The 26,829-nt window shown below is 65.6% G+C and carries 24 protein-coding genes and 1 tRNA gene; 14 read left to right on the top strand and 11 right to left on the bottom strand.

The features are described from left to right. Nucleotide 1: 1 nt before the first annotated feature. Nucleotides 2–1,666, bottom strand: a complete 1,665-nt coding sequence (gene argS / locus P0Y48_01475; GenBank protein ID WEK13910.1) for an arginine--tRNA ligase — start codon at nt 1,664–1,666, stop codon at nt 2–4. A gap of 221 nt (nt 1,667–1,887) precedes the next feature. After that, nucleotides 1,888–2,733, bottom strand: coding sequence for a transglutaminase family protein (locus P0Y48_01470; GenBank protein WEK13909.1), 846 nt, complete (start codon nt 2,731–2,733; stop codon nt 1,888–1,890). A gap of 102 nt (nt 2,734–2,835) precedes the next feature. Between P0Y48_01470 and P0Y48_01465 the strand changes: the two genes are divergently transcribed. The 3 genes from P0Y48_01465 to P0Y48_01455 all read left to right on the top strand — a co-directional run bounded on the left by P0Y48_01465 (nt 2,836) and on the right by P0Y48_01455 (nt 5,296). Beyond that, the gene (locus P0Y48_01465) at nt 2,836–3,606 is read left to right on the top strand and encodes an SGNH/GDSL hydrolase family protein (GenBank protein ID WEK13908.1); all 771 of its coding nucleotides are present in this window, start codon (nt 2,836–2,838) and stop codon (nt 3,604–3,606) included. A 16-nt stretch (nt 3,607–3,622) separates the two neighbouring features. Further along, nucleotides 3,623–3,695: transfer RNA gene (locus P0Y48_01460), tRNA-Arg, on the top strand. Nucleotides 3,696–4,204: 509 nt separating this feature from the next. Continuing rightward, the gene (locus tag P0Y48_01455) at nt 4,205–5,296 is read left to right on the top strand and encodes a hypothetical protein (protein ID WEK13907.1); all 1,092 of its coding nucleotides are present in this window, start codon (nt 4,205–4,207) and stop codon (nt 5,294–5,296) included. A 3-nt stretch (nt 5,297–5,299) separates the two neighbouring features. On the opposite strand, the gene P0Y48_01450 is transcribed toward P0Y48_01455, so the two are convergent. The 5 genes from P0Y48_01450 to P0Y48_01430 all read right to left on the bottom strand — a co-directional run bounded on the left by P0Y48_01450 (nt 5,300) and on the right by P0Y48_01430 (nt 12,399). Continuing rightward, complete coding sequence (locus P0Y48_01450; protein ID WEK13906.1) at nt 5,300–5,698, bottom strand: (deoxy)nucleoside triphosphate pyrophosphohydrolase; 399 nt, start codon at nt 5,696–5,698, stop codon at nt 5,300–5,302. A 73-nt stretch (nt 5,699–5,771) separates the two neighbouring features. After that, nucleotides 5,772–7,448 (bottom strand): DUF262 domain-containing protein, encoded by a 1,677-nt coding sequence (locus tag P0Y48_01445; GenBank protein WEK13905.1) that lies wholly within the window; start codon nt 7,446–7,448, stop codon nt 5,772–5,774. A gap of 181 nt (nt 7,449–7,629) precedes the next feature. Then, complete coding sequence (locus tag P0Y48_01440; GenBank protein ID WEK13904.1) at nt 7,630–10,167, bottom strand: restriction endonuclease; 2,538 nt, start codon at nt 10,165–10,167, stop codon at nt 7,630–7,632. Continuing rightward, complete coding sequence (locus tag P0Y48_01435; GenBank protein ID WEK13903.1) at nt 10,160–11,767, bottom strand: Eco57I restriction-modification methylase domain-containing protein; 1,608 nt, start codon at nt 11,765–11,767, stop codon at nt 10,160–10,162. The genes P0Y48_01440 and P0Y48_01435 overlap by 8 nt, the downstream gene beginning before the upstream one ends. After that, nucleotides 11,764–12,399, bottom strand: a complete 636-nt coding sequence (locus tag P0Y48_01430) for an N-6 DNA methylase (GenBank protein ID WEK13902.1) — start codon at nt 12,397–12,399, stop codon at nt 11,764–11,766. The genes P0Y48_01435 and P0Y48_01430 overlap by 4 nt, the downstream gene beginning before the upstream one ends. A 361-nt stretch (nt 12,400–12,760) precedes the next feature. Between P0Y48_01430 and P0Y48_01425 the strand changes: the two genes are divergently transcribed. From P0Y48_01425 to P0Y48_01410, 4 genes are all read left to right on the top strand, one after another. Then, the gene (locus P0Y48_01425) at nt 12,761–13,429 is read left to right on the top strand and encodes a relaxase domain-containing protein (protein WEK13901.1); all 669 of its coding nucleotides are present in this window, start codon (nt 12,761–12,763) and stop codon (nt 13,427–13,429) included. Nucleotides 13,430–13,650: 221 nt separating this feature from the next. Then, on the top strand, nt 13,651–13,803 hold the full coding sequence (locus P0Y48_01420; GenBank protein WEK13900.1) for a hypothetical protein: 153 nt from the start codon (nt 13,651–13,653) through the stop codon (nt 13,801–13,803). Between the two features lie 169 nt (nt 13,804–13,972). Next, nucleotides 13,973–14,491 carry a hypothetical protein gene (locus tag P0Y48_01415; GenBank protein WEK13899.1) on the top strand — a complete coding sequence of 173 codons (519 nt, stop codon included), beginning with the start codon at nt 13,973–13,975 and terminating at the stop codon, nt 14,489–14,491. Nucleotides 14,492–15,164: 673 nt separating this feature from the next. Further along, nucleotides 15,165–15,917, top strand: coding sequence for a hypothetical protein (locus tag P0Y48_01410; protein ID WEK13898.1), 753 nt, complete (start codon nt 15,165–15,167; stop codon nt 15,915–15,917). Here the strand turns inward: P0Y48_01410 and P0Y48_01405 are convergent, their stop codons facing one another. After that, nucleotides 15,918–16,115 (bottom strand): hypothetical protein, encoded by a 198-nt coding sequence (locus P0Y48_01405; GenBank protein ID WEK13897.1) that lies wholly within the window; start codon nt 16,113–16,115, stop codon nt 15,918–15,920. It lies immediately after the preceding gene. A 58-nt stretch (nt 16,116–16,173) separates the two neighbouring features. Between P0Y48_01405 and P0Y48_01400 the strand changes: the two genes are divergently transcribed. The 4 genes from P0Y48_01400 (at nt 16,174) to P0Y48_01385 (ending at nt 18,613) form a co-directional block, all read left to right on the top strand. Then, the gene (locus P0Y48_01400; protein WEK13896.1) at nt 16,174–16,683 is read left to right on the top strand and encodes a hypothetical protein; all 510 of its coding nucleotides are present in this window, start codon (nt 16,174–16,176) and stop codon (nt 16,681–16,683) included. A 71-nt stretch (nt 16,684–16,754) separates the two neighbouring features. Beyond that, complete coding sequence (locus P0Y48_01395; protein WEK13895.1) at nt 16,755–17,210, top strand: hypothetical protein; 456 nt, start codon at nt 16,755–16,757, stop codon at nt 17,208–17,210. 301 nt (nt 17,211–17,511) lie between these two features. Further along, entirely contained in the window at nt 17,512–18,018 is a 507-nt protein-coding gene (locus P0Y48_01390; protein WEK13894.1) for a hypothetical protein, read from the top strand. Nucleotides 18,019–18,025: 7 nt separating this feature from the next. Continuing rightward, nucleotides 18,026–18,613, top strand: coding sequence for a hypothetical protein (locus P0Y48_01385; protein ID WEK13893.1), 588 nt, complete (start codon nt 18,026–18,028; stop codon nt 18,611–18,613). Between the two features lie 345 nt (nt 18,614–18,958). Here P0Y48_01385 and P0Y48_01380 read toward each other — a convergent pair whose 3' ends face one another. Next, entirely contained in the window at nt 18,959–19,375 is a 417-nt protein-coding gene (locus P0Y48_01380; protein WEK13892.1) for a hypothetical protein, read from the bottom strand. Then, nucleotides 19,375–19,848: a DUF4065 domain-containing protein gene (locus P0Y48_01375; GenBank protein WEK13891.1), complete on the bottom strand. Its 474-nt coding sequence runs from the start codon at nt 19,846–19,848 to the stop codon at nt 19,375–19,377. The genes P0Y48_01380 and P0Y48_01375 overlap by 1 nt, the downstream gene beginning before the upstream one ends. Nucleotides 19,849–20,195: 347 nt before the next feature. Here P0Y48_01375 and P0Y48_01370 point away from each other — a divergent pair, with 347 nt between their 5' ends. Continuing rightward, on the top strand, nt 20,196–24,212 hold the full coding sequence (locus P0Y48_01370) for a right-handed parallel beta-helix repeat-containing protein (GenBank protein WEK13890.1): 4,017 nt from the start codon (nt 20,196–20,198) through the stop codon (nt 24,210–24,212). Nucleotides 24,213–24,245: 33 nt separating this feature from the next. Here P0Y48_01370 and P0Y48_01365 read toward each other — a convergent pair whose 3' ends face one another. Then, entirely contained in the window at nt 24,246–24,497 is a 252-nt protein-coding gene (locus tag P0Y48_01365; protein WEK13889.1) for a hypothetical protein, read from the bottom strand. Between the two features lie 302 nt (nt 24,498–24,799). Between P0Y48_01365 and P0Y48_01360 the strand changes: the two genes are divergently transcribed. After that, nucleotides 24,800–25,330 (top strand): MarR family winged helix-turn-helix transcriptional regulator, encoded by a 531-nt coding sequence (locus P0Y48_01360; protein ID WEK13888.1) that lies wholly within the window; start codon nt 24,800–24,802, stop codon nt 25,328–25,330. A gap of 105 nt (nt 25,331–25,435) precedes the next feature. Then, nucleotides 25,436–26,794, top strand: coding sequence for an APC family permease (locus P0Y48_01355; GenBank protein WEK13887.1), 1,359 nt, complete (start codon nt 25,436–25,438; stop codon nt 26,792–26,794). The last annotated feature ends 35 nt before the right edge of the window (nt 26,795–26,829 follow it).

The raw sequence follows: 26,829 nt of genomic DNA, 5'->3' as shown, positions 1-26,829 counted from the left end.
GTCACATGCGCTCGGGGGCGGTGACCCCGAGGAGCGTGAGTCCGTTGCGGAGCACCTGGCCGGTGGCATCGTTGAGCCACAGCCGCGTGCGGTGGAGGTCGGTGACCTCCTCGTCGCCGAGCGGCGTGACGCGGCAGTTGTCGTACCAGCGGTGGTAGAGCCCGGCGAGCTCTTCGAGGTAGCGGGCGACGCGGTGCGGCTCGCGTACCTCCGCGGCGAACGCGACGACGCGCGGGAACTCCTGCAGGGCTCCCAGCAGCGCCGACTCGGTCTCGTGGTCGAGGAGCTCGGGCGCGAACGCGTCGCGGGTGACTCCGGCCGCCGCGGCGTTGCGCGCGACGTTGTGCGTGCGCGCGTGGGCGTACTGCACGTAGAAGACGGGGTTGTCGTTCGTGCGCTTCTGCAGCACGTCGAGGTCGATGTCGAGGTTCGAGTCGGCCGAGCTGCGCGTGAGGGCGTAGCGGGCCGCGTCGACGCCGACGATCTCGACGAGGTCCTCCATCGTGACGACGGTGCCCGCGCGCTTGGACATGCGCACCGGCTGACCCTCCTTGACGAGGTTCACCATCTGGCCGATGAGGATCTGGAGGTTGACGTACGGCTCGTCGCCGAACGCGGCCGTCATCGCCATGAGGCGCTGGACGTAGCCGTGGTGGTCGGCCCCGAGCATGATGATGCACCGGTTGAAGCCGCGCTCGCGCTTGTCGAGGTAGTAGGCGAGGTCGCCCGAGATGTAGGCGGGCTGGCCGTCGCTCTTGATGACGACGCGGTCCTTGTCGTCGCCGAAGTCGGTCGAGCGCAGCCAGGTCGCGCCGTCGGCCTCGTAGATGTGGCCGAGTTCGCGCAGCCGTGCGACGGCCCGGTCGACCGCGCCGGAGGTGTGCAGGTCGTTCTCGTGGAAGTACACGTCGAAGTCGACGCCGAAGTCGTGGAGCGACGCCTTGATCTCGTCGAACATGAGCCCGACGCCCACCTCGCGGAACGCCTCCTGCTTTGCGGCGGGGTCGAGGGCGTCGATGTCGCCGTCGTAGGCCGCGACGACGCGCTGGGCGATGTCGGCGATGTAGCCGCCACCGTAACCGTCTTCGGGCGTGGGCAGTCCCTCGTGCGCGGCGACGAGGCTGCGGGCGAAGCGGTCGATCTGGGCGCCGTGGTCGTTGAAGTAGTACTCGCGGGTCACCTGGGCGCCCTGCGACGAGAGGATGCGGGCGAGCGCGTCACCCACCGCGGCCCAGCGGGTGCCGCCCAGGTGGATGGGGCCCGTGGGGTTCGCGCTCACGAACTCGAGGTTGATGACCTCGTCGCTGCGGGAGTCGTTCGTGCCGAACGCGGTGCCGGCCTCGACGATCGTGCGGGCGAGCGCGCCGGCGGCGGCGGCGTCGAGGCGGATGTTGATGAACCCGGGCCCGGCGACCTCGACGCTCGCGACGCCGTCGGTGGTGGCGAGCGCCTCGGCGATCTCGGCGGCGAACTCACGCGGGTTGGCGCCGACGACCTTGCTGAGCTTCAGGGCGGCGTTGGAGGCCCAGTCGCCGTGGTCGCGGCTCTTGGGACGCTCGAGCGCGAAGTCCTGCACCGTGAGGCCCTCGCTGGAGCCGGGGCGTCGGGCCTCCGCGAGGGGGGTGACGACGGCGAGCAGGGCGACGGCGAGCGCTTCAGGATTCATAACCCTCCGATTCTACGAGGGTGCGGCGTCTCGTCTCGCTCCGCTCGCTCAACGCCCGAGGTGCGGCCTCCGGTCGTTGAGCGAGGGCGCCCAGCGCCCGAGACGAAACGCCACCGCCGCTCCCCCGGTCGTTGAGCGAGGGCGCCCAGCGCCCGAGACGAAACGCCACCTCCGCTCCCCCGGTCGTTGAGCGAGGAGCGCAGCGACGAGACGAAACGCACTCAGGCGAGCTGAACCAGCGATCCGAAGTCGTCGAGCGCCGGATCGGATGCCGCGGCCGCGGCATCCAGGGCTTCCACATCGGCCGTGTCGTCGGGCACGACGAGCGCGTCGACGCGCATCCGCTGCAGGCCCACGTAGCCGCCGTGGTAGCTGAGGAAGGCGCAGTCCGCGGCATCCCGGCCCGTCGCGATGCGCACGAGCGAGCGGCGGTTCGCGAGACGCGTCGCGTCGATGACGTACCAGGTGCCGTCGTGATAGGCCTCGGCGACGGCGTGGAAGTCCATGGGGCGCAGGCCCGGGGCGTAGCAGGCGGCGTAGCGGGCGGGCATGTCCATGGCACGCAGGAGCGCGATGACGACATGCGCGTAGTCGCGGCAGACGCCCTGGCCCGTCATGAGGGTGGTGACGGCCGAGTCGGTCCCCTGGCTGAGGCCGGGCGTGTACGTGGTGGACGTGGCGACGAACTCGCTCACCGCCGTGATGAGCTCTTGGCCTTGCAGGCCGCGGAACTGGCGACGCGCCTGCGAGAACACCTCGTCGGACTGGCAGTAGCGGCTCGGGCGCAGGTAGGTGATGGCTTCGAGGTCGCTCGTGGCGCGCGGGGAGACCTGTCCGTCGATCAGCGCTTCGTAGCGGATGTGGAGCGGTCCCGCCTCGCCTTGGAGGCGGTGCAGGCGACTGCCGGACTGGTCGACGATCTCCGTCGGCATGTACACGCGATCCCCCTGGAGGAAGGTGAGTTCCTCGCGCACGACGGGTGCGGGCTGGGCCGCCGCGATCTGGAAGATGAGGTCGACGGGCGACCCCAGTTCCAGGTCGAGTTCGGCGGTGACGATGCGATGCACCGGGATATCCTCGCATGCCCTCAGGGGTGGTGGTCGACCCCCACATGAGGAGGGGTCAAGAAACCGTTTCCCGCTGTGGGATTCGTGACATACCCTCATCGCATGGGGACGATGGGGCTCTCGACGCGGCGCGCGCCCGCACGCCTTCCCGCATGGTCGATCGCGGCCCTCGCGGTGCTCGTTGCGGTCATCGCGGTGCTCACGATCTGGCGCCCCTGGGCTCCCCCGCCGGCCGCGCTCGTCGCCGGCGCCGACGAGGTCGCTGTGGCCACCCCGCCCGAGCCGATCACGCTTCCCGAGGGCGCGCGGGTGCTGATCTTCGGCGACTCGTGGACCTGGGGAGAAGCCGCTGCGCCGGGCCAGGGGTACGCGTACGTCGTGGCCGAGCTCACCGGCTGGACCACGGTGGTCGACGGCATCCAGGGCAGCGGATACCTCCGCCCCGGCAAGAACGGCCTCACCTTCGGGCAGCGCATCGACCTGCTCGACCCGGCGCTCGATCCCGACCTCGTGATCGTGCAGGGGTCGATCAACGACCGCAAGCTCTACCCCGAGGGCTACCGGGATGCCGTCACAGGCGCGTGGGACGAGCTCGCCGCGCTCTACCCCGAGGCGCCCATCGTCGTACTCGGGCCGGCGCCCCACATCCTTCCTCTCGAGGATTCGACGGCGGCAGTCGACGCCGAGCTGGCCCGCCTCGCCGCCGCGCGCAGCTGGTGGTACATCTCCCCCGTCGCCGAGAACTGGATCACGGATGCCGATTACTTCGACGTGATCGACACCAGCGAGATCGGCCGACTCCACCCGTCGACCCCAGGACACCGCTACCTCGCCGAGCGGCTGGCCGCGGCGGTCGAAGCCATCACGCGGTGATAACCTCGATCAGTGCGCCTCCGTAGCTCAGGGGATAGAGCGTTGGTTTCCGGTACCAAAGGTCGCAGGTTCGATTCCTGTCGGGGGCACTCTTTGTTCGTCGGCGCTCGCCGTTGATGATGCGGTACACGTGCGAGCGACTGAGGCCGGAGTCGCGCGCGATCACCGTGGGCTGAACGTTCGCCGCAGCAGCCAGTCGGATGAGCTCGTCGCGACGCTGAAGCAGGCGTTCCATCGTCGCGTCGATGTCACGCAACGCGGCCGCGTACGGGTTGTCAGCGCTGGCCACGGCGTGCCTGCAGAGCCGTGACGAGAGCGGCGACGGAGATAACGAGTGCCGCGCCGCTGATGATCCATGCGATGACGTCCATGGAGCTCCTCCAATGCTGGATGGTCGGGTTGTTTCGACGTTATCGGTCGGTCCCGACGGTGCCGCATAGGGCGCCCCCGGCCACGCGTTAGCCTGCTCTACTCGCTCTCGAGCAGAGGTCATGTCTGGACAAGGCCATTCCCCACACTCGCCGACGCCGCGACGGGCCGCCGTTCGACTTGATCAACATTCACCAGCGGACACATTAAGACCGATACGCTGCCGGCTATGGACTCGACGACTCCCGCGATGCTCGCGCTGGAGGCCGGCGTGAGCAAGAAGCGGGTCCGTCAGATTCTCCGCGACCTGTACGGAACACTTCCCGACGACACGACGCGATGGGCACTCGACGACCTCCAGGCGCAAGAAGTGCGGTCAAGGCTTCCGAGTGCAGAAGTTGCCCCCCGCGAGTGGGCCCTTGAAGTCGGAGACACGGTTCGACGTCGGCAGATCCATCGTCAGTACGGGGGTGGGCAACAAGGCGGGATCTCGTCCTCCAGCCGAACCACCGACATCTTCATCTTCACAAACCCGGCGCGCGGGTCGCGGTACGGGTATGACCTTCACGAAGGTCTGCAGCCGGACGGAAGCTTCTCGTACACGGGCGAAGGTCAGTCTGGCGACCAGGAGTTCACGCGCGGAAACAAGGCGCTGCTGAACGCTGCTGACGGAGGGCGCATGATACGTGTGTTCAACGCGCAGCCTCCCTACGCGACCTATGTGGGTGCGTTCACCACGGGTGATCCGCTGTGTTCCTTTCATCAGATTCCGGGCGCGGATGGCAATCTTCGACGCGCAATCATTTTCAACCTCGTGCCGCTGGACGCGAACCCAACGTTGCTCGCTTCAAACCCCGGCCAGCTTCAGCTGCTCCAGCCCCAGGTTGGTCGCTGGGACCCGCCCGACGCTTCAGATATCAATGTCATCGTCGACGCCACCCAACTCCCGCCAGGGGATCGTGTCGTCTCGCGCCAGGAGTTTCAGCTTCAGGCAGATTTCGGGCGATGGCTCACCGATCGGGGCACTCCGCCCAGCCGACTGCGGCTCCCGGTCGCAGGCGCAATCATCGAGCCAGACATGTATGTGGAGGCCGAGGGATGGGTGGTCGAGGCGAAGAAGTCAACTGGTCGCGAGTACGTCCGAATGGCGATCGGTCAGGTGCTCGACTACACCCACAACGCCCGCGCGCTCGACGCGGAGGTCACCCCGATGATCCTGCTGCCTGGACGCGCAGAGTCCGACCTGCAGCAGCTCACGGCCGACCTCGGGATCACTCTTGCCTCTCGCGACGGAGACTCATTCGAGCTGGTGCGGCCATAGAATTCAAGCTCTGGCGCCGGCGACGATCATTCGCACTGCGGGCATGTCAGCTGGTGCCCAGTTGAGGTTCTCGAGCTCGTTTGGCGGGCACCATCGAACTTCGGCGTGCTCCATCAGCTGAGGCGTGCCTTCGATTAGCTGACACCAGAAGGTCGTGAGGGTCACGGTACCGAAGTCGTAGTCATGCGTTGTGGTTGTCAGCTCGGCACCAACATTTACGCGACAAGCGAGCTCTTCGGCGATCTCCCGCTCGAGAGCGGCCCGTGCGGTCTCGCCCGACTCGATCTTCCCTCCCGGAAACTCCCAGTGCCCGGCAAGGCTGCCCAACGGGCCGCGCTTTGCGCACAGCACCTCGCCGTGGCGAAGGATCACAGCACCGACCACGTTGATCTGCTTACGCACAATCCGCCTTTCGAATCGAACCGGCTGCCGGATCTAGGTCCGTCACGCAACGGGATCGCCCGCCGCCTTGACCCTAGAGTGCGAGGTAGTAGTTCTTGATGACCTGAGCCATCAAGAATCGCCGCTCCTTGAGGAAGGCATGGTACGACTCGGCACTTGTCGTGCGCACGCTCGCCGGGATGGCGTTCACGCGCAGGTTTGTCTCGAGGTCGAGGTCAGCCGTGATCTCGCCCAGTCGGAGGACACCGTCTGCGATCTGCGCATCGATCAGCGACATGTAGTCGCCGGGGGCCTTGTCCTTTATCGCGATGTTGATCGGGGTTTCGGTGAGCGCGAAATTTGCGATCTGGTTGTATTCGCTGCGGTCGTTCAAGCCCTGCCTGATGAGGTAATTCTTCGGGACGACATGGTGGATGTCACCGACCTCTTCGATCATGCTGCCGACAGTCACGTTCTTTGAGAGGAACCCGCGAGAGCCCCCATGAATCTGCGCGACCAGGAACGCGAGGAAGTAAGGGCTGCGGACGCTAGAGCTTTCCATCTCCATCGGCAGCGCGACGTTCCAGAATGTGTCTGCGAGCTGCGAAGATTCGATGTCACGGAGCACTTGAAGCGCGCCGACTTCGTTGACTCGCCGAATGTCGGCTTCAAAAGCGGTCTCGAAGCTTCCCGTGTAGCGGCCGGTGAGCAGAGACATCACGAACCATCGACGAACGACGTACTTGATCTCACCCTCATTGAGCTCCTTCTCGGTTCTGAGCTTGAGGTAGAGCGCGTAGGCGAAGTTCAACGCGTTCTTCGAGCTGATGAGGCGTGGGGCGACGAACCCGGCCGACTTGATCGTCAGCACGAACTGCTGGAAGTTGTACTGATTCACGATCTCGAGAAGTACGCTCTCGAGGCGGTCGAATGACTCGACGGCGAGCTCCTCGCTGAAAGTGCGGGTCTCGAAGTCGCGACCGGATAGAACGCTGACCAGCGCGGCCACCTTGCCGCGCGAGAACTCCTTGATCCCCGCGACGCGAATGACGTCGGTGTACGTCGGGTCATAGAGGTCGGAGTTGTCGTGCTTCAGCCAGGAGATCGCAGGGAGGTACCCAGATGCCGCGAAGCTTGTGTCGTTCTCGGCGATGTCCGAGAAGACGTGCGGGGCGACCGAGAGATGACAGAAGTAGTCGATCAGTTTCCGAAGGTTACTACCGAGCTGACCATGGCTGGAGATCTTGCTCATCGCGAAGTCTGCGCTGCTCAGGGGGACGCCCTTGGAGTTGATACGGATGAAGATCTCTGTCACCGTCTCGATGTCGAGGTCCTCGGCGAGCGTGATGATGCCAACCTGAGCCTGCTTTATCGCTGACAACCGCTGAAGAGCCTGCTCAATGTGCGCGACATCCACGTCCGGGTTCGCCTCCATGTACTCCTTCGTCGCGGAGAAGGTCGAGGTCGCGTTGACGAAGTCGGCGACGTCCGAGATCCACGCACTGTCCTTGTCAATGACGGGGGTGAGCGTCGCGAACTGCTCGGTCGTGGGGTTGAACGCAATCTTGATGCGCTTCCGCTTGTAGCTCTTGTCCACCACAAACTGGCCCACAAGCGCAGCGGTCATCGCGGTTATCCGCTGCTGGCCATCGATGAGAATCTGCCGGAAAGACGACTTTGACCCATCCTTTAGCCCCACGTCGGCGCTTTGCCATGTGATGAGGTAACCGATCGGGAAGCCGCTGTACAGCGAGTCCAGCAGGTCGCGCACTTTCGTGGAATCCCACACAAATGGTCGCTGCATCTCGGGAATTGCAACTTGACCTGTCTTGACCCACGTGAGGAGTGTTTCGACTGAGTGCTGCTGAACTGTGTATTTCGACAAGGTTCCTCCGTTGACCCTGCGAGGTGCTTAAGCATGCCCTGCTTCGAGCTGTGCCTCTTGGATGGGGTTATTCTTCGGCTGCCACCACGGTGTCGTAGAGGCCGTAGTGGCGCAGCCCTTCGTGCGACTCGATTCCCGTGTACTTGAGCGACGCGTCCTCATACCGGCGGAACGCGAATACGGCCTGGTTCATGTGCCCGGCGTTGAAGACGCCGAGCCCGACCAACAAGTTGAAGTCCTCGACGGTGAGCCCCGTCACGGCCTGAAACAGCTCGGGCTCGATCTTGGTAATAACGTCGTACAGTGTGTTCTCGCGGAAGTCCGTCAAGTACATGAACGCGGGGATCCGCGTCGCGAACTTGATCAGTTTCTCCTGGATCTGCTTGCGCTTGGACTTGTACTCCTTCTCCGCGGCGGTCAGCTCCTTTTTCTCGGCCGGCGTGATCGCGTCGCCCTTTTCCTTCTTTGTCTTACCAACCGACTCGCTCTTGTTGACGACCGTCTCGAAGATGGATGACCCCAGCGCGCGGAAGCCCTCAATGTTCATGACCGCCTTCATCGCGGCATCCGACGACATGATCTTCTTCAAGGTGAGATTGTCGACGTTGACGAGCACCGCCGACTCCCACTTGCGCGCGAGGAGCGTCGCGGAGGTGCCCGACATCGCGATGTCGAGGATCCCGGCGGCATCGACCTGCGTCATGTTCGAGCCGTCGTAGGCCAGCACCGGCAGGAACGATACGAGCTCCTCGACGGCACGTTCCGGATTTGGGTTCTCTGGCGACAGCCCGCGCCCGTACTCGCTGATCTGGCGCAGCGCCCGCGTCGGCGCGAAGTCGAAGACGAAACAAACCGGCTTGAGGATCGCCTCTTCGTTCGGATCGTCGCCATTCGGGTTGCGGATCGTCCACGGCGACTGCACGCGGAACGCTGCCTGGAAGTACGTCTCAGGTGCCTGCAGGTTGCGCAGCATGAGGATCGACGACCACTGCGGCACGGTAACACCGGTCGTCAGCTTCCCGACTGTGAGGGTGATCGTTTTGGTGTCGTGTCCGCCACCAATCGCCTCGCGGACCGGCGGTAGCGCATCAAGTCCGACCCCAACACCCGCAGCCGACACGTTCACGACCCGATAGTCATGCCAGAACGCGTTCTGCGGCTCGGCGAGCAGGTTTGTCATGGCCGCGCACGACGCGGTGCGCGGCAGCATCCACAGGGAGTGCTGGAGGTAGGGCAGCAGCCGCGAGTCCGAGTACGGGAACGGCGGCCGCGTGCCGGCTTTCATCGCATCAACCTGCGTCGGCAGATAGGCACCGCGGATGATGTCTAACCACTTCTGCACGTCATCCTTGTGGACGAACTCCGCGTCCTTGCCGATTCCTTTCGCCTCGAAGAACGCGTTGAGATCGAACTCGTCAAACTCGCCTTGACTCGCGATCGCAATGATCTCGTCGGGCATCTGATAAGTGAGCAGGCGCATTTCGGGCAGTGAGGCATACGGGTTGGGGTCGAGTGGATGCCGTGCCGCGAAGTCCGCCTTTGCGCGCTGCTCATCGGTGTACGTCCAGTTAAAGATCTGCTCTTCGATGAACCGGCCTTCGTTGAGAACCTTGAACGGGGTTCCCGAGAGGTAGAGGTAGGCGCGAGTCTTGATCGGCACAAACGCGTCCTCGTCGCTGCCCCGCTCCTCGAGCTCCTCTGCGAAAGTCTCCTCGGCGGCAGTGAACTCGAGCGCCTGCTCCTTCTTGCGGACGGCATCGTCTTCACCCTCGAACAGCTCTTTGGCCGTGTCTCGCCAGGCCCCGAAGTGGTACTCGTCGAACACAACGAGATCCCACATCACCTCGGTAAGCCACCTGTGCTTCGCCTTGAAGTTGCCGGCGGCGTCACGGCCCAAGAGATCCTGGAACGATCCGAAGAATACAAGGGGCTGGTCGGGAGAGACGAACGTTGGATCCCCGCCGGTCTTGCGCGACAGGTATTGCCACCCGTCGAAGTCAACGTGCGTCCTGAGGTCTGTGTCCCACGCGTCTTCGACCGCAGGCTTGAATGTAACGACGAGTACACGCTTCGCGCCCAGCTTCTTCGCGAGCTGGTACGTCGAGAAGGTTTTGCCAAAGCGCATCTTCGCGTTCCACAGGAACTCTGGGACGCCATCGTCGTCTTCAGACCAGATCGACTGGTAATAGTCGTGCGTCTTGTCAACCGCCGCCTGCTGTTCGGCGCGCATCGGGAAGTCGAGCGTTGGTGTGCCCTCGTAGGCCTTGTTCGCCCGCAACTCAGCAATCGCGAGACGCACGTCTTCGACCGAGCAGCGCATCCACTCAAGCGTCGGGTTGGCGAACTTCTTTTGTTTCAGCCGTTCGCGCACATCGAAGTCGCGGAACACCGTGCCGTCAGGCCGGTCGGCGGGTTCGTCAAGCACGATCTCGAAGTTCTCGATCGCCGCGGTCTTGAGCTGCTGCGCGACGCGCTTCTTCACGTCTTGCGTCGTCTGCCCGACCTTGAGGAGCCCCGCGTGCGCGGGATCGTCGATCGAATACGCGTAGACGCGCAGGCGGGCCGTCTGCTTCTCGGGAAGAAGCTCCTCGATGGGCTTAGGCATCGGTCTCCTGATCTACGCGCATGTCATCGTAAGGCGCCACCTGAGATTCGATGAACGCGATCTCGTCGTCGGTGAGCCCGTAGCGGTCGTACAGTGTGGCATCGGTCCACAGCTGATCGAGTGGGACGTCCGGAACGAAGGCATAGACGCCTCGCGCCGCATCCTGAGTCGACTTGCGCAACGAGACGAGGAAACGAACGAATCGGGTCTCCAGATAGCGCGCATACGCTTGCGCGTCTGCCTCCGACGAAAATCGACCCGCCACCAGGTATGTCTCGGTGCACGCCGTTCCCGGTCCGGCAAGGATCGGTTTGCTCAAGAACTTCGTTTCGATCGCGGCACTCGTGCCCTGGACGCGAGTCATCAAGACCTTCCACTCGTCGACCCAGGCGCGGTTGACAGGAAGGTCGTCGCGTTCGATCCAATCGATGCGCTGATTGGCGAACAGCTTCACAGGGTGGGTCATCCCACGTTCCGAGGATTCACCCCTGAAGTTCGTCGCCAGCCCGAATGGTTTTCGGCTCGAGACGCGCTTGTCGAGGGTGGGCTCCGATCTGGCACGTACCTTCTCGAGGATCGGCACGGCCTCATTGCGACGCACCAGGACGTCGAACGCGTCGAGGTACCGTGCCACCGAATCGCCCAGCGGTGCATCATCCCACATGGTCTGCACGTCGCACGGGCCGTCGTAGTCGCGCTCCCACAGGAAGTACGACACGCCCCCGCGGATCTTCACTCCGGGGAATCCGTCGTACAGCTTCGGGAAGTCGACGATGCGACGCATCCGATGGTCGCCGAGCATGCGTCCGCGATACGCGTCGAGCCCCTTTCCACCCGCGAACCAGCGTGACGGTGTGATGAATACTGCGAATCTGGGGTCGAGTGCGAGTGCCTTCTCTACGAAGAGTTGATAGATCGGCGCAGCGCTCGTGCCGAACCCACCATCATCGAGCTGGTACGGCGGATTGCCGATGATTACGTCGAACTGCACGTCGGCTCCAAACATGCGCGCGAGTCGCGCCTTGATATCGGTCGTGTGGATAAACGCATAGGCGTGCGTCTCGAGCTCATCGCTGCGCTCGTAGCCCGACTTGCTCGCCCCGCAGTACGCGCACTTGTCCCCGGCCCACGTGTGCTCGGTGCGCTCGAACCAGACGTTGCCCCAGTCTCGGGCGAAGGAAGTCGCGATGGAGTGCTTGCCCGTGGCATCCTTCGAGCAGTACAGGCTCCGGCGCGCAAGAAGTGAGGTCAGCTGCGTGATCCCGATGCCGTAGACCTGCTTGGTGAGGATGTGATCAACACGTTCGCCGAGATCGGGGATGTGCGACTCGAGCCCGTCCGTCAGCCGCCGGGTGATCTCGCGCAGGAAGACCCCCGACTTCGTGAACGGGTCGAGGAACGTGACCGTGGGGTTGGACCAGATCGAGGCGCCGCGGTTCGCCTCAGCCCACGCGACCTCGAGCGTGTCCAGCATCTGGTTCGCGAGCTCGGGCGGAGTGAACACCTCGTCGTTCGAGAGGTTCGCGATGCACGTGAGCACATCGGGGTTGTGACCGCGAAGGGCAAACGACGCCTTACCGTCGATGACCGGCGCGCTCATGCCGCAATCTCCTGCACGGTCATGGCGGGATACGTGCGCACCGGGGTGAAGATCTCGTGCTCTTCGAACGCCTCGAACAGACCCACCGAGGCCCCGGCGCGCTGGGTCAGGTCGTCGAACCGGAAGTCGCGCCGCTGGTACTTGCCGCGACCGAGGTAGCCCCACTCTGGGAATGTGATGGCCTCGCCCGAGGCCTCCGTCATCTTCAGGGCGTCGCCCTGCACAATGTTCATGGCGGTCACGGCCGTCGCCGCGCGCTTCCACTCGCCTCCCGCTCCCGGTCCAAGGAACCGGGTGAAGGTAGCTGTGAGGTGCTCGCGGCACTCGGCGGCGTTGTCGGGCAGCAGCTCGATGCCATAGACGCACATGAGCGCGAAGAGCGCGTAGTGGCGCTTCTCGAAGTCGCTACGCCCGTGGCGCGCCTGCACTGCGGCGAGCTTGCGCTCCAGGATCGGCACGAGGAAATTGCCTGATCCGCAGGCGGGTTCGAGGAACCGAGAATCGATGCGTTCAGTCTCGGACCGGACCAAGTTAAGCATGTCTTCGACAAGCCAGCGGGGAGTGAAGACCTCCCCGTGGTCGGCCACGCGCTGACGCGACCTGACCAGCTGATCGTCAGAATTGGCGCCCATGCGCCTCGCCCCAAGTGTCGCCATCTGTGATCCCCGGAAAGACCTTCGTTCTACGGCGGATCCGCTGTGGCCCGCACAGCACCGACTCTATCTGCCCAGCCGGACACGCCACGGGCGCACGTCACCAAGGTGACCTGGAGCACTCCAGGCCAATTCGCGCCACATCGCGGACCTGGCCCCAAACTATGTCTCGACGCCAAACTCGACGGAAGTGCCTACAACGCTAATAGGCGGAGTGGTCAGCTCACAATGCACGCGGGCACCCAGTGTGACCGACACCACTTAGAACCACTCACAGACAGGTAGCTGCATCGCCGGAAAATCCCTGGATGGATCTTAAAACAGGTTCTACCCTGGCGCCATGCGCGGAGGACTTGAGCGGTGGAAGCGAGGTGTCGAATCCAGAGGGGTTCGACACGCGATCGCCTACGCGCTCGAGGGCTCCTGCGATGCTCACCGGCAGCGCTCCCCCGCCGTCGACGCGCTCGAAGCGTACAGTGCGGCATCCGCTTCGACCGTCGACCGGTTCATCGTCGCGAGCGGCAGGATTGGCAGAGACGAGCTCAGCGCTGGCGGCCTTCGAGTCTCGCTCACCGGGCACGACCCGATCACTGGGAAAGAGCGCAGCCATCAGCGACTGAGCCCGGACGCCGACCTGCTGCTTGACGGAACGCTCAACCACCCGAAGTCGTACAGCATCGCCGCGGTGTTGCATCCCGCGCTCGCCACCGAGTTCGAAGCTCTCCAAGACCGGCTGCGTGACCTGATCCTGCTCACATGGCAGATCGAGCTCAACGCGCGACGCGGGCACGGAGGTCTCATTCGTGAGGAGATCACCCGCGTCGAGGTCGTCGAGCTGCAGCATCGGCGCTCGCGCGCGCTCGACCCGCACATCCACCGGAACCTCGGGCTGAACATCAAGGTGCCTGTGGTTGCCGGCGCCTCAGGATGGCGACGCCGATCACGTCGAGACCGACTCGAATCCGTAGCTTCTTGGGTCGCCTTGCTCTCATCGCGCTCGGTCTCTTGACAATACATACGGGCGTGTGTAGAGTGGAGATACAACACAAGAGGGAGGAGGAGGGATGAAACCCAAAGAGGTTCGGGCCCTGCGACCATCTCCACAGCGATCGCGACCATCGTCACAGCGATAGCCGCACTGATCCTGGCGATCAAGCCATAGCCCGAAGAGGGGCCGGAAGTAGCGTTAGTACCTCCGGCCCCACCCTCTAGGGTCACACCCGATCCAGCATGAAATCAACCAACTACGCGGGCGCGGCCACGATGGGCCTCACCGCTGTACTCGCGTTCGTCGGCGTATCCCCCGTAATCGTGGGACTCGTCGCTCTGACCGCCGGCTTTGTCGTGCTCACGGGCACGTTCGCGAAGGGAGCGGCGAAGTGATCGAGTACCTGTCGCGCGCGCAACTCGCCGAACGCATCGGTGTCGCAGTGGGGACGCTTTCCAGGTACAAGCTCCCGGAACCTGACGCGATGGTCGGGACGACGCGGGGGTGGCTGCCGGAGACAGTAGACGCGTGGAACGAGGGACGGCCCGGCAAGGGGAATTGGCGATGAACGAGGCTGGACCTTCGATCATCGATCTGATTGTTCTCGGTGCGACGCTGGCTACGGCTGCGTTTACCGGATGGGCCGTGTACCAGCGATGGCGCTACACGCCCAGGCCGTTCTGGAAGGAACCGGTCGTGTGGGGCGTGAGCTTCTCAGGCGAGGGCACCGATCAGATGCGCTCGATCGTCACATGGAGCATCGAGAACCGCGGCGATGCATCCGCGTACGACGTGGCGATTGGCGTGGCAATCCGAGGTGCCCGCTGGAATCCTCAACCTGGGGCCGCTCAGGTCGGCCCATCCGGCGAGGTCCAGGTGAGTATTGGCACGCCGGCATCCGGAGATAACGGCTACGAGTCTGGCGAGTACATTGACACGAGGACAGTACTGTGGCACCCGCACCTTGTGCGCGTCCAGTGGCGGCAGCATCCCAATCTCGGGCGCCTGCGCCGGAAATCCTGGCAGCTTCCCGACCCGAATGAAGGCTCCGGCGTCCGCAACCTCGGTGGACCTGGCACCTAATCGCTCGGTTCCTGATCGAGCGCGGTCGGGTCCATCCGGGCGAGTCGCCTGATCGTGTCGAGGGCTCGGTCGAGCGAGAGGAGGTCGTAGTCCACGCGCCAGTGCTTCATCGGTCGTGTCCTGTCCGGTTGATTCGTGTGCGGCCCGCTTCCGACGCTCGGCCCGCCACTTCGCTCGCATCCGCGCGAGGTCGAGCATCCCGACCTCGATAGCTCCGGCGGCGACGGCGGCCGCTCGGCGTGGACGAGTCACGTCGTACTGCCGCTTCACGTCATCGTCGAGGTACTGAATCCACGAGCGGCGAAGGCCGATCCGGTCCGCCATGGCGTCCAACTCCTCGCGAGTGTCGGCCTGCATGTGGCACCACTCGCCGGTCACGCTGCGTGCGCCGTTCGGGACGGTGGCCTTCCTGAACATGTCGTCCACGTAGACGCTCACCGCTCCGACTCCTGTTCGCTGGGTTTGTGATTGCCGCACCTATCGACCGCGCAAGATCCGGGAGCCTCGTCGTGGGTGCACCAGCCCTCCATCGGGCCATGATCATTGGTGATCTGTTCCGAGGGTTCGTGCTTCTGATCGGTCATCTGAGTCCCTTCAGCTGAGTGGGGTGCCCGTGCTCACCGTTAGCGAACACGGGCAAGTAGGTGATGGGGTGCCCCCCTAACCTGATGCCATGACAGACGCCAATGAGCCGGCCGACGAAGGCACGGAAGACGAGAACGACACCCCGGAGTACAACCTCGGAGATCCCGATGCGCCCAAGCGGGACTACGGGGACGACACGACAAACCGGATCGCTCGACTCACCATTGATGAGCTTGACGAGATCTTGAAAGACGAAGACCATCCGGATCACGAACCGGCAAAGCGGTTCGCTGCTCTGCTGATGGCGCCGGTCCGTCGGTCAGTCGAACGACTGCTCGAGACGTCGGTCGAACCGGTCAACAAGATGTTGCGAGAAATCGCCAAGCCTTACGACGAGCAGTTCAGCAAGATTCTGGAGGCGATGAAGGGCACTTCGTCGGTCTCTGGATTCAAGCCCCCGAAGATCGGTGGCGGTGTGACACCACCACCAACGCCACCGCCCGCTTCGCTCACAACAGCATCGGTGACGTCAGCGATTGCGGCGCGTTCGAGGGAGATCGATGATGCGGCATTCGATCTGATGAAGCGGCAGATCGAGGTAATGACGGAAGCACTCGAGCACTCCAAGCAGATCGCCGAAGAAGAACGCACCGACCGGCGTGCGGCTGAGACGGTCGCGCGATCAGCTGCGCGGGGTGCGTGGGCTGCCGCGATTATCGCCGGGGTGGGCGTGCTAGTCGCGGCGGTGGGGATCGCCGTGACTGCAGTTCTGAGCGCGCCCGGCGTTGTCGACTCTGGGGTGCCACACGTACCGAGCGTGTCGGTGACGCTTGCCCCATGATCACGTTTTGATGAATCCGGACACGCTGACGTCGTACGCGTACGACTCATCGGTGTCCCGGTAGACGGGCCGGATCTCGACTGTGGGGGCGGGGATGTGGTCGACCTCGCCCATGACGAATGCCCATGCTTCGGCGAGGGTGTTCGTGAGTGTGGCTCTCCGGATGAAGATCGAGGTGTTTTCGGTGGCGCCGCTCACTGTTCCTCTTCGTGGTGGGGCCGATACGCTCGGCGGACGTACTGGGGAAGGAGAACGCGTGGATTGGACGCTCTTGTGGACCGGAGTCGGCGCGGTCGCCGCGCTGGGGGCTGCCGCGTTGGCATGGGCGCAGGCACGCGAAGCGCGAAGCGCCAGAAGCGAGGCGCTCGAGGCGCAGGTTGAGGCGCGTCTCGCGCGGGATGCCGCGCAGACTGCGCGAGACGACGCCAACCGAATTGCGAGCGAGGCGCGGCAAGAACTCGCGCGCTCGGCATCAGCTCTCGAGCGAGCGAATGAGATTGCTGAGTCCTCGCGTCCGCGCCCCATCGTCAAATGGGAAGTGAGCCGCATTGACCGAGACAAGTACGTAGCGGTCAACGTGGGGATGTTGATTGCCGAGAATGCCCGTATCGAGCAGGCGGGTGGACACGTGTTCGCGTTGCAGGATGGCGTGCAAGATATCTCCCCCGGCGACAGCCTGTCGTTCGCGGTTGCTCGGCCCGGGGGCACGACGCCCCGTGTTCGGATGAAATGGGATGGCGGTTCCGTAGAGCTGAACATCCCATGACCGTTACCCCTACACCGCCCCCGACGCCGTTGCCCGTCTTGGTGACAAACGATCCGAGCCTTTTCGATTGGGTGACTGGCATCCTCATTCCGGTACCTGCCCTCATTCTTGCCGCGGTCGGTCTACTCATGGCCATCACCGCGCGCATGCGAGAGGCCGCAGCCGAGGCGAGGGTCCAAGAGCTCGAGCAACGCGATGCGCGCCGAGTCATCGGAGAGAAACTCCGCGTCTATTCCAACATTCGAACCGAAGGAGGGCAGATGGGCGCCGCCGAGCTCGACGGGTTCGTTGACGCTCTCCGGCAGGGGGGTGGCGCGGCCAACCTCGCGCAGTGGATCGCGGAACGTCATAATGCGATCGACCCGAATCGGGCAGACGACACGACGGACGAAGCCGCTTTGAAGGGTGCCCGATACCTGCTCAACTTCGAATTAAGCGATCGCATCAGCCATTGGGTCACGACCGGTGAAACGCTCACCGGTCGAGCCGCCGATGCCAGCGAGCCCGACCAGCGGGGGCGCGCTTAGCGGTAACCCCCCGGAAACATCCCGCGCGGGGACGTGGGTGCATGCGTCGCAGCACGGGCCGAGGCCCTTCATTCGCTTCCACGCGCACCGTCCCGTTGTGTCGTCGCATGTTCGGCAGAGGCCGGGGATTTCCATGGGGCCAACCTACTTCGACGCGCCAGAGGCGTTACCAGCGCCGATACGGTGGGCACAGGCCGCAAACTGAACTCGCAGCGGGTCCCGTCGCGACGTCGAAGTGGGTATTGAATGAGACGCAGGCGACGTGCTTTGAGTGTCGGTGCTCGTCGGTAGCGTCCGCACCATGAGCTGGGACTGGTTGGGGCCGACGATCGCGGTCGTCGCAGCACTCTTCACCGGGTGGCAGGCTTGCGAGGCCCGTCGGGCACGCTCGGATGCGAAGCGATCCGCGACCGAGGCAGAAGCGCATGAACGTCGTGCAGTCGAGGCGGACGAGCGCATCGCCGCCGCGATGGAAGACATGGCTGCGCGTGCACGTCGTGACGACGAAGATCGTGCGAAGTACAGAAACCCGTGGACGATGATGCCGCAGTACGTGAAGAGCGGGAAGTCTTTTAAGTTCCATCTCGGCGGCGACGAGACGGTCAGCGATGTGCGCATCGAGATCGACGACCACCACACGAGGACGAGTAAGTTCAGATTCGTGAAGCCCGACGCGGAAACGATGCGACCGTGCGAATCGGTGACGTTGAACTGGTGGCAGTCGATGGCTGCTTCGCAGATTTCCGCCGAGCTCCGCTGGGAGCGCCCGAACGGCGAGAAGCATCACTCGGTGATGACGCTTGATTGAGGCAGCGATGACACAGGCGACTTGCGGTGCGCTGTCGGCGGTCTTCCCGCTCATCCTCGTGACTCTGGCAATCGAGCATCCGCGGGTGCTTCGCCATGTTCAGCGCAACGGCCCGGTTCTGAACAACATCATCGGCTACGGCATGACAGCGTCGCTCGCCGGACTCGTCGCCTCGATCATCGGCGTACAGATCGACGGGCTGCCATTCTTCGTTTCGATCTTCGTGTGGATATTCTTCGGCGGCAGTGTGCTCGTGATCGCGCTCGTGCTGGTCTCGATCGTGCAGTTCGAGCATGAGGAACATGAGGAGCATCTTCAGCGGGAGCGCGAAGCGCTCGAGCACCGGCGACTCGCGCAACTCGAAGCGGAACGTCGATCCCGGGTTTGGTGGCGACGACTGCTGCAAATCTCGCGCCAGCGCTTCCTGCGACCCAGCTCCTCGGCGGCCAGGTCGACAGCTGCTCTGTGCGGCGCCGCTGCGAAGTCAGCCCCCTCGAGAAACTTCGCGCCGAACGCGATCGCGGAATGGCACGGAGCCGCCGATGGAGGCGGGTCGGGACGCGGCTCGAGCCACGGCGGGCGTCGCTGCGCGTAGCGCGCCCCTGATCGCGCCACCGCCCGCAGAGGAGTGACTATTGAGCCGGCGAGGCGGCCGCCACGGACCGCTTGCGAGCCGTGCGGGATCAGAGATTCTCGACCTGCCGGCCCGAGCCAGGCGGGTACTCGCGTGAGACACGAAAGGACTCCGTTGGCCCCAGTCGAAGAACTGGACAGCGTCAACTCGACCCAGGGGTCCCTCCCACGTCAGTAAAGCAACGCGTCAGCACATCTGGGAGGCTCAGTCAGAACGCACGCGTCGCTAGCTCCGTAAGCAGTTACACGCCGACTGCGCGCCTGCTGTGAAGTTCTTGGACGGTTTCCGCAGGACCCAGGTCGAGGGCTACGCGTGGTCGTAGACCTCGCCGAACTGGCGCTCGATCGCGAGGATATGGAACGTCGCATTGCTGCGAACCCCGACCATGGGCAACTTCCCCGAGTACCGGAAGACGTGCACCTTGGTGGTGTCCTCGAAAGCGCTCGGCATCTTGAACTTCAGCTTCTCAACGGGCAGGAGTTCGAACCCCTGTGCGTGACGCCCTGACATTTTGAGCTGAGACCAAGGCACGGAGGCCAGCTCCTGGAGTCGCTCGGCGAACGCGGACCGCTGGTCTTTCGTTAGATCCGGGTTCTTGACGTCGTGCGGAGTGCGGATGTGCTCTAGGCAGAAAACGGGCCTCAGCTTGTCCGACGACGTCGGCTCCTCTACCGGAAGCTCCTTCGCAGCGAACTGCGGCTTGCCCTTTGCCTTCCCGGCCATCAGACCGGGATGGCGCCGCTATACAGGCCTCGGAAATATCCGAACATGCTGTCCGTCGTGATCTCGGTGCCGCGCTCATCAGGCGCGAACGCGTTGCGCCAGGGCGACTCTGAATGAGTCATCTCGCGGAGCTTCCACGCAGAACGAGAGCCGAAAGTGATCCAGATAGACGCGAGAAAGTCGTTGAGCTGCTGAGAGAAGGTGCCGAAGTCGAACTCAGGATCGGCGGGGATGGGAGAAGACCCGAAGTCCTTGTACTGGTGGTATACGTCGGGGACGACGGGGCCGTGCGCCCAGGCTTCCACGCGGTTCGAGAAGAGGGGCGTCCCGTTAGTCTGGGCCAGATAATGGCCCTGTGCGTAGTACAGAAGCTTCTGGAGCTTCAAATTCGACATGACGCCCTCGTCGTCCATGCCCGAGTAGGCCACAAACCAGCGAGCGACCTGTCGCGCGTCAACGCTGTCATGTGTCACGCTCCTACCCCCTATCTCGCACGTTATCACTCACACGTAGCTGTAACGCAGCACTGAGTGTCGCAGTTCCCTCGGACATCAAGCGCCAGCGGCGAGGAGAGGGGGCGCGGCATCTCGTCCCACATGCGGCCGCCGCGGTCGCGGCAGCACGCATCGCAACGGTCAGCCACAACTGCCACCGCTCCCTCCCCTCCCCACCCACCCTCTTCCTTGACCCCCGCCCCACCGCTCCCCTAGCGTGAGGCTCAGGCTCAACGGTCGCGTTTCGCGGTCGGTCACGGGGATGGGCACGGGATGCCGAGCAGCGTCGCGCGTTCGACGGTGTCGGCACGACACTGGGGGAATACATGCGACGAGTTCGCCGCACGCTGATCGAGCCGCGCCTGGGGATGCCGGAGGGCCCTCACGCTGCAGCCACCTCGACGAGCAACCGCCTCCCGCTGGCGGTGTGGATCACCACAGCCCTCCTGCTGCTCGCGCTGCTGCTGGGCGCATCGCCGGCAGACGCGGCCTCGTCCTTCACCAAGGCGCCGACGCCGACGATCTCGGGCACCACGACGGTGGGGCAGACGCTCACCGTCGTCCCGGGCACCTGGTCGCCAACGCCGAAGCTCAGCTACCGCTGGTACCGCAGCGGGTCCGCCATCAGCGGCGCCACCTCGAAGACCTACAAGCTCACCACCGCGGATGCCGGCAAGAAGATCACCGTGAAGGTGACGGCCAAGCGCAGCGGCTACACCACCACGACCAGAACGAGCTCGTCCAAAACGATCAGCGCGACCTTCAAGACCGCGCCCACCCCGACGATCTCGGGCACGACGACCGTCGGCCAGACGCTCACCGCCGTCCCCGGCACCTGGACACCCACTCCCACGAAGCTGAGCTACCGCTGGTACCGCAGCGGGTCGGCCATCTCGGGCGCCACCGCGAAGACCTACAAGCTGACGGCATCCGACGCCGGTAAGAAGATCACCGTCGCCGTGACCGCCACCCGCAGCGGGTACGCCACCACGCGCAAGACGAGCGCCGCCAAGACCGTGTCGGCCGTCTTCACCACCACGCCGACGCCGACGATCTCGGGAACGCCGTCCGTCGGTCAGACCCTCACGGCCGTTCCGGGCACCTGGTCGCCGACACCGACCACGCTCGCCTACCGCTGGTACCGCAACGGCTCCGCACTCTCGGGCGCCACCGCGAAGACCTACACGCTCACCGCCTCGGATGCGGGCCAGGAGCTGAAGGTCAAGGTCACCGCCAGCCGCAGCGGCTACGCGACGGCGAGCAAGATCAGCGCGGCGAAGACGATCGAGGCCGTCACCGACGTCATCGAGGTGACCGGCCCGATCACCGACGCCCAGACGTGGGATGCCGGCGCCGGCAGCGTCTATGTCGTGCGCGAGACGGTCAACATCTCGGCGACGGGCTCCCTCACCATCGCGGCGGGAACGGTCGTGAAGTTCGCCGCCGGCGCCGGGCTCAGTGGCGAGGGCGCACTCACGGTCGCGGGAACGGCCGCAGCTCCCGTGGTGCTCACCGCGCTCGGCGACACGTCCGTGCGCGGCGACATCCTCGACGAGGATCACCCCTGGCCCGTCTCGGCCGGGTGGTGGAGCGGGATCGAGGTCGGCACGGCCGACATCCGCCATGCCAGCGTCCGCTACGGAGACGTGGCGGTGACCAGCGTCGGCACTGGCGCGCGCGTTGTCGATTCTCGCTTCATCGACGCGGGGATGACGCTCCACGGCGGCTCGGGCAACGTCGCGGCCGAGCGCAACACCGTCACCGACAGCCCCCGCGCCGCCATCACGGTGACCGGCGCCCCGGGCACGATCGTCGTGCGCGGCAACACCGTCGCCCGCAGCGGCGAGGTCGGCATCGACGTGACCGACGGCACGGCGTGGAACGTCGAGGGCGCGACCTCGGTGACCGTCGAGAACAACGCCGTCACCGGCTCGGACGAGGAGGCCATCGTCCTCACCTCGAACCGCCTCGTCGGCGCGCAGCTGACGGGGAACACCGGCTCCGGCAACAAGGGCAACTGGCTCACGGTCGCCGGGCAGCTGTCGGCGAACTGGACCTGGACGCCCGCGCCGAACGGCCTCGCCCTCGCGATCAAGAGCGTCAACGGCGACTTCGGCGGACTCACGGTGCCCGAGGGCACGACGCTCACCCTCGGCGCCGGCACCGTGCTGAAGGTGAAGAACGGGGACTGGTGCCGAGGCTGCTCCGACGCGAACAACGTCCTCTTCAGCGTCGACGGGAGCCTCGTCACCCAGGGCACCGCGGCACAGCCGGTCGTCCTCACGACCGACACCGACGACACCCGCGGCGGCGACTCCAACGGCGACGGCGCCGCCACTGCGCCGACGCCGGGCATGTGGCGCTACGGCGTGGCCGTCGCGACCGCCGACATCCGTCACACGGTCTTCCGCTACGGCAGCCTCGCGGCGGGCGGAAACGGAACGGGCGCCCGGGTCACGGACTCCCGCTTCGAGTACGCGGGCCTCGCCGTCCACGGCGGGTCGGGCAACGTGCTGGTGGAACGCAACACCGTGCTCGACAGCCCCGGCGACGGCATCACGGTGGCCGGCGCCTCGGGCACCATTGCGGTGCGCGGCAACACCGCCACCCGCAGCGAGGGTGCGGGGATCACCGTGACCGACGGCCGTGGGTGGAGCTTCGAGGGTGCCACCTCCGTGACCGTCGAGAACAACACGGCCACCGGCTCCGGCGGCGAAGCCGTGGTCGTGGCATCCGATCGGCTCGTCGGCGCGCAGCTGACGGGTAACACCGGCTCGGGCAACAAGGGCAACTGGCTGACGGTCGCCGGCCGCGTGTCGGCCGACTGGGACTGGACCCCGTCCACCGCGACCAACGGACTGGGGCTCACGATCAAGAACGTCAATGAGACCTATCGCGGACTCACCGTCGCCGAAGGCAGCACCCTGACCCTCCGCGCCGGCACGGTCCTGAAGCTCGCGAACGGAACGTGGTGCGGAGGCTGCACCGACGCCAACAACGTCGAGTTCGCCGTCGAGGGCAGCCTCGTCACCCGCGGAACGACGAGCAAGCCCGTGGTGCTCACCACCGCGACCGACGACGCGCACGGTGGCGACTCCAACGGCGACGGCACCGCGACGACCGGAGCCGACAGCGGATGGCGCTACGGCCTGAGCGCCGTCACCGCCGATCTGCAGCACACCGTCATCCGCTTCGGGAACCTCACGATCGCCAGCGGCGGCAGCCTGGCATCCGACGACCTCACCCTCGACAACGAGCAGGAGGTCTGCCTGTCCGTGGGAGACGACGTCACCGGCTCGTTCCGAGGAAAGGTACTCGGATGCGACGTCGGGGTCCGGGCCGTCGACGCGTTCGACGCTCGGCACACGGACTGGGGCGCACAGAGCGCACCCGGGATCGACGGCAACCCGATCGTCGAGGGTCCGGTCGACGTGTTCCCGTGGGTCGGCGCGCCCACGCCCGCCCCGATCACGACGCCGATCACGCCCCAGCCCGTGCTGATCGACGACGAGTGCAAGGACTACCTCCTGTTGGGCATGCGCGGCTCGGGGCAATCGGCATCCGATCTGCTCGGACCCGAGGTGCGCGCGATGTGGTCGAAACTGCGCGTCGGGAGCGTAGGCGACCCGCTGCCCGAAGACGCGACGTTCGGCGCGATCGGCGTCGCCTACGAGGCCAACGCCGTACCGATCTTCGGCACGAGCGGCCGTAACGTCTGGCAGCACCTCGGCGACATCGCGCAGTACACGCCCGGCGCGTGGGACGGTGCCGTGAAGCTCATCGTGCAGATCCAGGAGGCGGTCGACGAGTGCGGTGAGTCCGGTCAGACCCTCATCATCGCGGGCTACTCGCAGGGGGCCTGGGCCGCGCACGCCGCACTCTCCTACCTGGGCGCGATCGACTCGCCCCTCCTCGACCACATCGGCGCGGTCGGACTCATCGCCGACCCGCTACGGTCGAAGATCTTCGACTTCCCGAACTCCGCGATCGCCGAGGCCGGCGACGGCGTCGCGCACACGTGGGTCGGCGCGGCGGGACTAACGTGGATGGAGTGGGTCCGTGCCTCGGCAGCGAATCTGGACAAGTTCCCGACCGTGCCCCAGGTGCAGATGAACGACTTCAGCTATCCCTCCGGCCTCATCTCAGACACGCGAGAGCTCTGCGGTCAGGGAGACGCGGTGTGCGACACGAGCTGGATTCTTACCTTCCCGCGTGTGCTCGACGTGGGCGGCTACTTCCAGGACGGCATGGGAATCCACTCGTCGTACACCGATGACGGCGGCTCGGTCTACTCCCCCGCCGAGTCGCTGGGGTTCGACGTTCGCGAGGCGCTCGGGCCGTGAGCTGACGGCCAGTCACCGGCATCCGCTCGCCCGTCAGCCGCGACGCGACCACACGGTGTCGTGCACGGCGACGACGATCCCGTGACCGAGGAGCGCCGGCACGAACGCGCCGATCGCGACCCCGGCCATGGATGCCGTGAACGTCAGCGACGCATCGAATCCCACCAGCAGCCCGACCCACACCGCCGCGCCCACGCTGAGAATCAAGACGAGCACGGCGATCGCGTAGAGCCAGGCGATCGGCTGCGGCAACGGCGGACGTGGGGTGGTCGCGTGAACGCTCATGGTCTGCTCCGATCGAGGGCGAAGGTGTCACTGCCGACCATAGCGAGGCGCGCATCGGAGCCGCCGGAAGAAGAGGAGGCGGGGCCGGCGAGCGCCGGTCCCCCGCCTCCCGGCTGGCCCCGGGGGGAAGGACAGCCCGAGGCCCGTCACGCGTGAGGGAGGACGCGGAGACGAGCACATTTCTGGGCTTCTTTAGTTCGTTCTCGAACGAATAACTAGACTGTACCTACCAAAGATCAGATGCGCAAGAAGTTCGTTCGCGGACGTAGTGTTGTGCTCGTAGCCAAGGGCGGAGGAACGACATGTCGACGAACCGTGGTCCCGGATTCGTGTCCCAGGCCGAGTACGAGCATGCGACGCAGGACGTCCTCGCGCGCTACGAGGGCTCCCTCGACCGCGACTCGTTCCGCGCCGTCTGGCTCCTCCATCAGGCCGCCGATGCCGCCCGGTCATTCCAGACGGCCAACGTACTCGACGAGTACGGCCTCTCCTGGCCGCAATTCGAAGTGGTGTGGAACCTCTGGCTGTTCGGCGAGCGGGATGCCGGTTGGGTGGCGCAGGCGGCCATGGTCTCCAAGTCGGGACTGACGACCATCCTGGCGCAGCTCTCCGCACGCAACCTCGTCACGCGGCGCGGCGACCCGGACGACGCCCGGCGGAGCCTCGTGCGACTCAGCGACGAGGGCGACCGCATGATGCTCGACCTCTTCCGCCTGATGAACACGGTGGAGAAGCAGTTCGCCTCCGCCCTGGACGACGACGGCAAGCGCCACCTCGCCGACCTCCTCAGCGCACTGCTCGCCGGGTGGGAAGACCGGCGCGCGCAGCCGTAGCCCTCCTCCCCCACCCGTCCTGACGGCCGAGTCGGCATTTTCCGCAGCCGACCGTCAGATTCTCGCCTCACCGTCGTCCTCTCTCCTGAGGAGAGGGGAGGCTCCGTGGCTTCGGCATCCCATCGTGACGCCCGGCCGGCGTTGGCGCGTGCGCTGCGCCTCGGCGACGTCATCCGCGTATCGATCTCGTCGGTGACGCCGGCGTCGTCGGTCGTGGTGATCCTGCCCGCCGTACTGTTCGCCTTGCACTGGGGAGCGCCTATCGCCCTCCTGGCTGCCGGACTCCTATGCGTCCCTCTCGCCTACTGCTACTCGTCGCTCGGCCGTCGGTTCCCCAGCGCCGGCGGCGAGTACGCCTTCGCCCGACGGCTCCTCGGAACCGGCGTCGCCCGCGCGACGTGGGCGGTCACGATCGTCGGGCTCGTCCTGGCGATCGCCGCGATGATCCAGGGGGCGGCGGGGCTGCTCTCCGGCATCCTCGGACCTGGCACCGAGACGTGGTCGGCGCTGGGGCTGTGCGCCGCGGTGGCGCTCGTCGCTCCCCAGCACGTGCGACTCGGCGCGCGCATCACCTCCGTGATGCTGTTCATCGAGATCGTCGCCGTGCTCGGGATCACCGCCGTGGGGATCATCGCGTTCGTGAACTCCGAGGCATCCGTCGGCAGCTGCCTCGACGTGGCACGGTCATCGCTCTCGACGCTCGATCCGGGCGTGGTCTTGGCGTTCGTGGCGGTCGCGTACTTCGCGTTGGCGGGCTTCGGGTCGGCGGTGATTCTCGGCGAGGAAGACCTCGACGCCGGTCGGCTCGCCGCCCGCGCCGTCGGGTGGACCCTCGCCTTCACGTTCGTGCTCGAGTTCGTGCCGCTCCTGGCGCTTCTGCTCGGCAACTGGTGCGGCCCGGTCCCGCCGGATGCCGAGGGCGGACTCCTCACGGCACTGTCGGGGTTCCACGCGTCTCCCGCACTTCAGGCCGCCGTCCTCGGCAGCGCGGCCATCGCGTGCCTCAACGCCGCGATCGTCATCGCCATGCAAGGCGCGCGCATCATCTTCTCCGCGGCGCGCGACCGCGTGCTGCCCGCCGCGGCCTCGCGACGACTGAGCCGGGTGCACCAGAGCACCCGCGCGCCCCTGACCGCGACGATGCTCCTCGTCTCGGTCGCCGGCGCCGCCGCGCTCCTCCTTCCCGGCGACCGCGTGATCACCGTCGCGAGTGCGGCGCTCATCGTTCCCCCCGCCGTGGTCGCGGCGAGTCGGATGGCGTGGAGCGGAGGTTCATCCGGCGTGTTCCGTCGCTGGGTCGTGCCGGGGCTGGCCCTGCTCGCGCTCGGCCTCGTCGCCGCGTTCGGGGTCATCGCCGCCCCCTGGCCGTTCGCCGTCCCCGCTGTCGCGTGGCTCGTCGGGCTCGGCTACGACCGATGGCACCGGCACCGCTCAGCCCGGAAAGCGACGCCCCTCGACCCGTGACGTCACGGGTCGAGGGCGCTATCGTCAGATGAGAG

The sequence above is a fragment of the Candidatus Microbacterium phytovorans genome (assembly GCA_029202445.1).
In the GTDB taxonomy this organism is placed as follows: Bacteria; Actinomycetota; Actinomycetes; order Actinomycetales; family Microbacteriaceae; genus Microbacterium; species Microbacterium phytovorans.
Note: the sequence above shows the minus strand (reverse complement) of the source record. Positions and strands in the feature narration are given on the sequence as shown.

Excerpts from the sequence above, each read along its gene's own strand:
- argS (WEK13910.1), bottom strand. The coding sequence starts at position 1,666 with ATGAATCCTGAAGCGCTCGCCGTCGCCCTGCTCGCCGTCGTCACCCCC.
- P0Y48_01465 (WEK13908.1), top strand. The coding sequence starts at position 2,836 with ATGGGGACGATGGGGCTCTCGACGCGGCGCGCGCCCGCACGCCTTCCC.
- P0Y48_01455 (WEK13907.1), top strand. The coding sequence starts at position 4,205 with ATGGACTCGACGACTCCCGCGATGCTCGCGCTGGAGGCCGGCGTGAGC.
- P0Y48_01440 (WEK13904.1), bottom strand. The coding sequence starts at position 10,167 with ATGCCTAAGCCCATCGAGGAGCTTCTTCCCGAGAAGCAGACGGCCCGC.
- P0Y48_01435 (WEK13903.1), bottom strand. The coding sequence starts at position 11,767 with ATGAGCGCGCCGGTCATCGACGGTAAGGCGTCGTTTGCCCTTCGCGGT.
- P0Y48_01430 (WEK13902.1), bottom strand. The coding sequence starts at position 12,399 with ATGGGCGCCAATTCTGACGATCAGCTGGTCAGGTCGCGTCAGCGCGTG.
- P0Y48_01425 (WEK13901.1), top strand. The coding sequence starts at position 12,761 with ATGCGCGGAGGACTTGAGCGGTGGAAGCGAGGTGTCGAATCCAGAGGG.
- P0Y48_01420 (WEK13900.1), top strand. The coding sequence starts at position 13,651 with ATGAAATCAACCAACTACGCGGGCGCGGCCACGATGGGCCTCACCGCT.
- P0Y48_01415 (WEK13899.1), top strand. The coding sequence starts at position 13,973 with ATGAACGAGGCTGGACCTTCGATCATCGATCTGATTGTTCTCGGTGCG.
- P0Y48_01410 (WEK13898.1), top strand. The coding sequence starts at position 15,165 with ATGACAGACGCCAATGAGCCGGCCGACGAAGGCACGGAAGACGAGAAC.
- P0Y48_01390 (WEK13894.1), top strand. The coding sequence starts at position 17,512 with ATGAGCTGGGACTGGTTGGGGCCGACGATCGCGGTCGTCGCAGCACTC.
- P0Y48_01385 (WEK13893.1), top strand. The coding sequence starts at position 18,026 with ATGACACAGGCGACTTGCGGTGCGCTGTCGGCGGTCTTCCCGCTCATC.
- P0Y48_01380 (WEK13892.1), bottom strand. The coding sequence starts at position 19,375 with ATGGCCGGGAAGGCAAAGGGCAAGCCGCAGTTCGCTGCGAAGGAGCTT.
- P0Y48_01370 (WEK13890.1), top strand. The coding sequence starts at position 20,196 with ATGCGACGAGTTCGCCGCACGCTGATCGAGCCGCGCCTGGGGATGCCG.
- P0Y48_01365 (WEK13889.1), bottom strand. The coding sequence starts at position 24,497 with ATGAGCGTTCACGCGACCACCCCACGTCCGCCGTTGCCGCAGCCGATC.
- P0Y48_01360 (WEK13888.1), top strand. The coding sequence starts at position 24,800 with ATGTCGACGAACCGTGGTCCCGGATTCGTGTCCCAGGCCGAGTACGAG.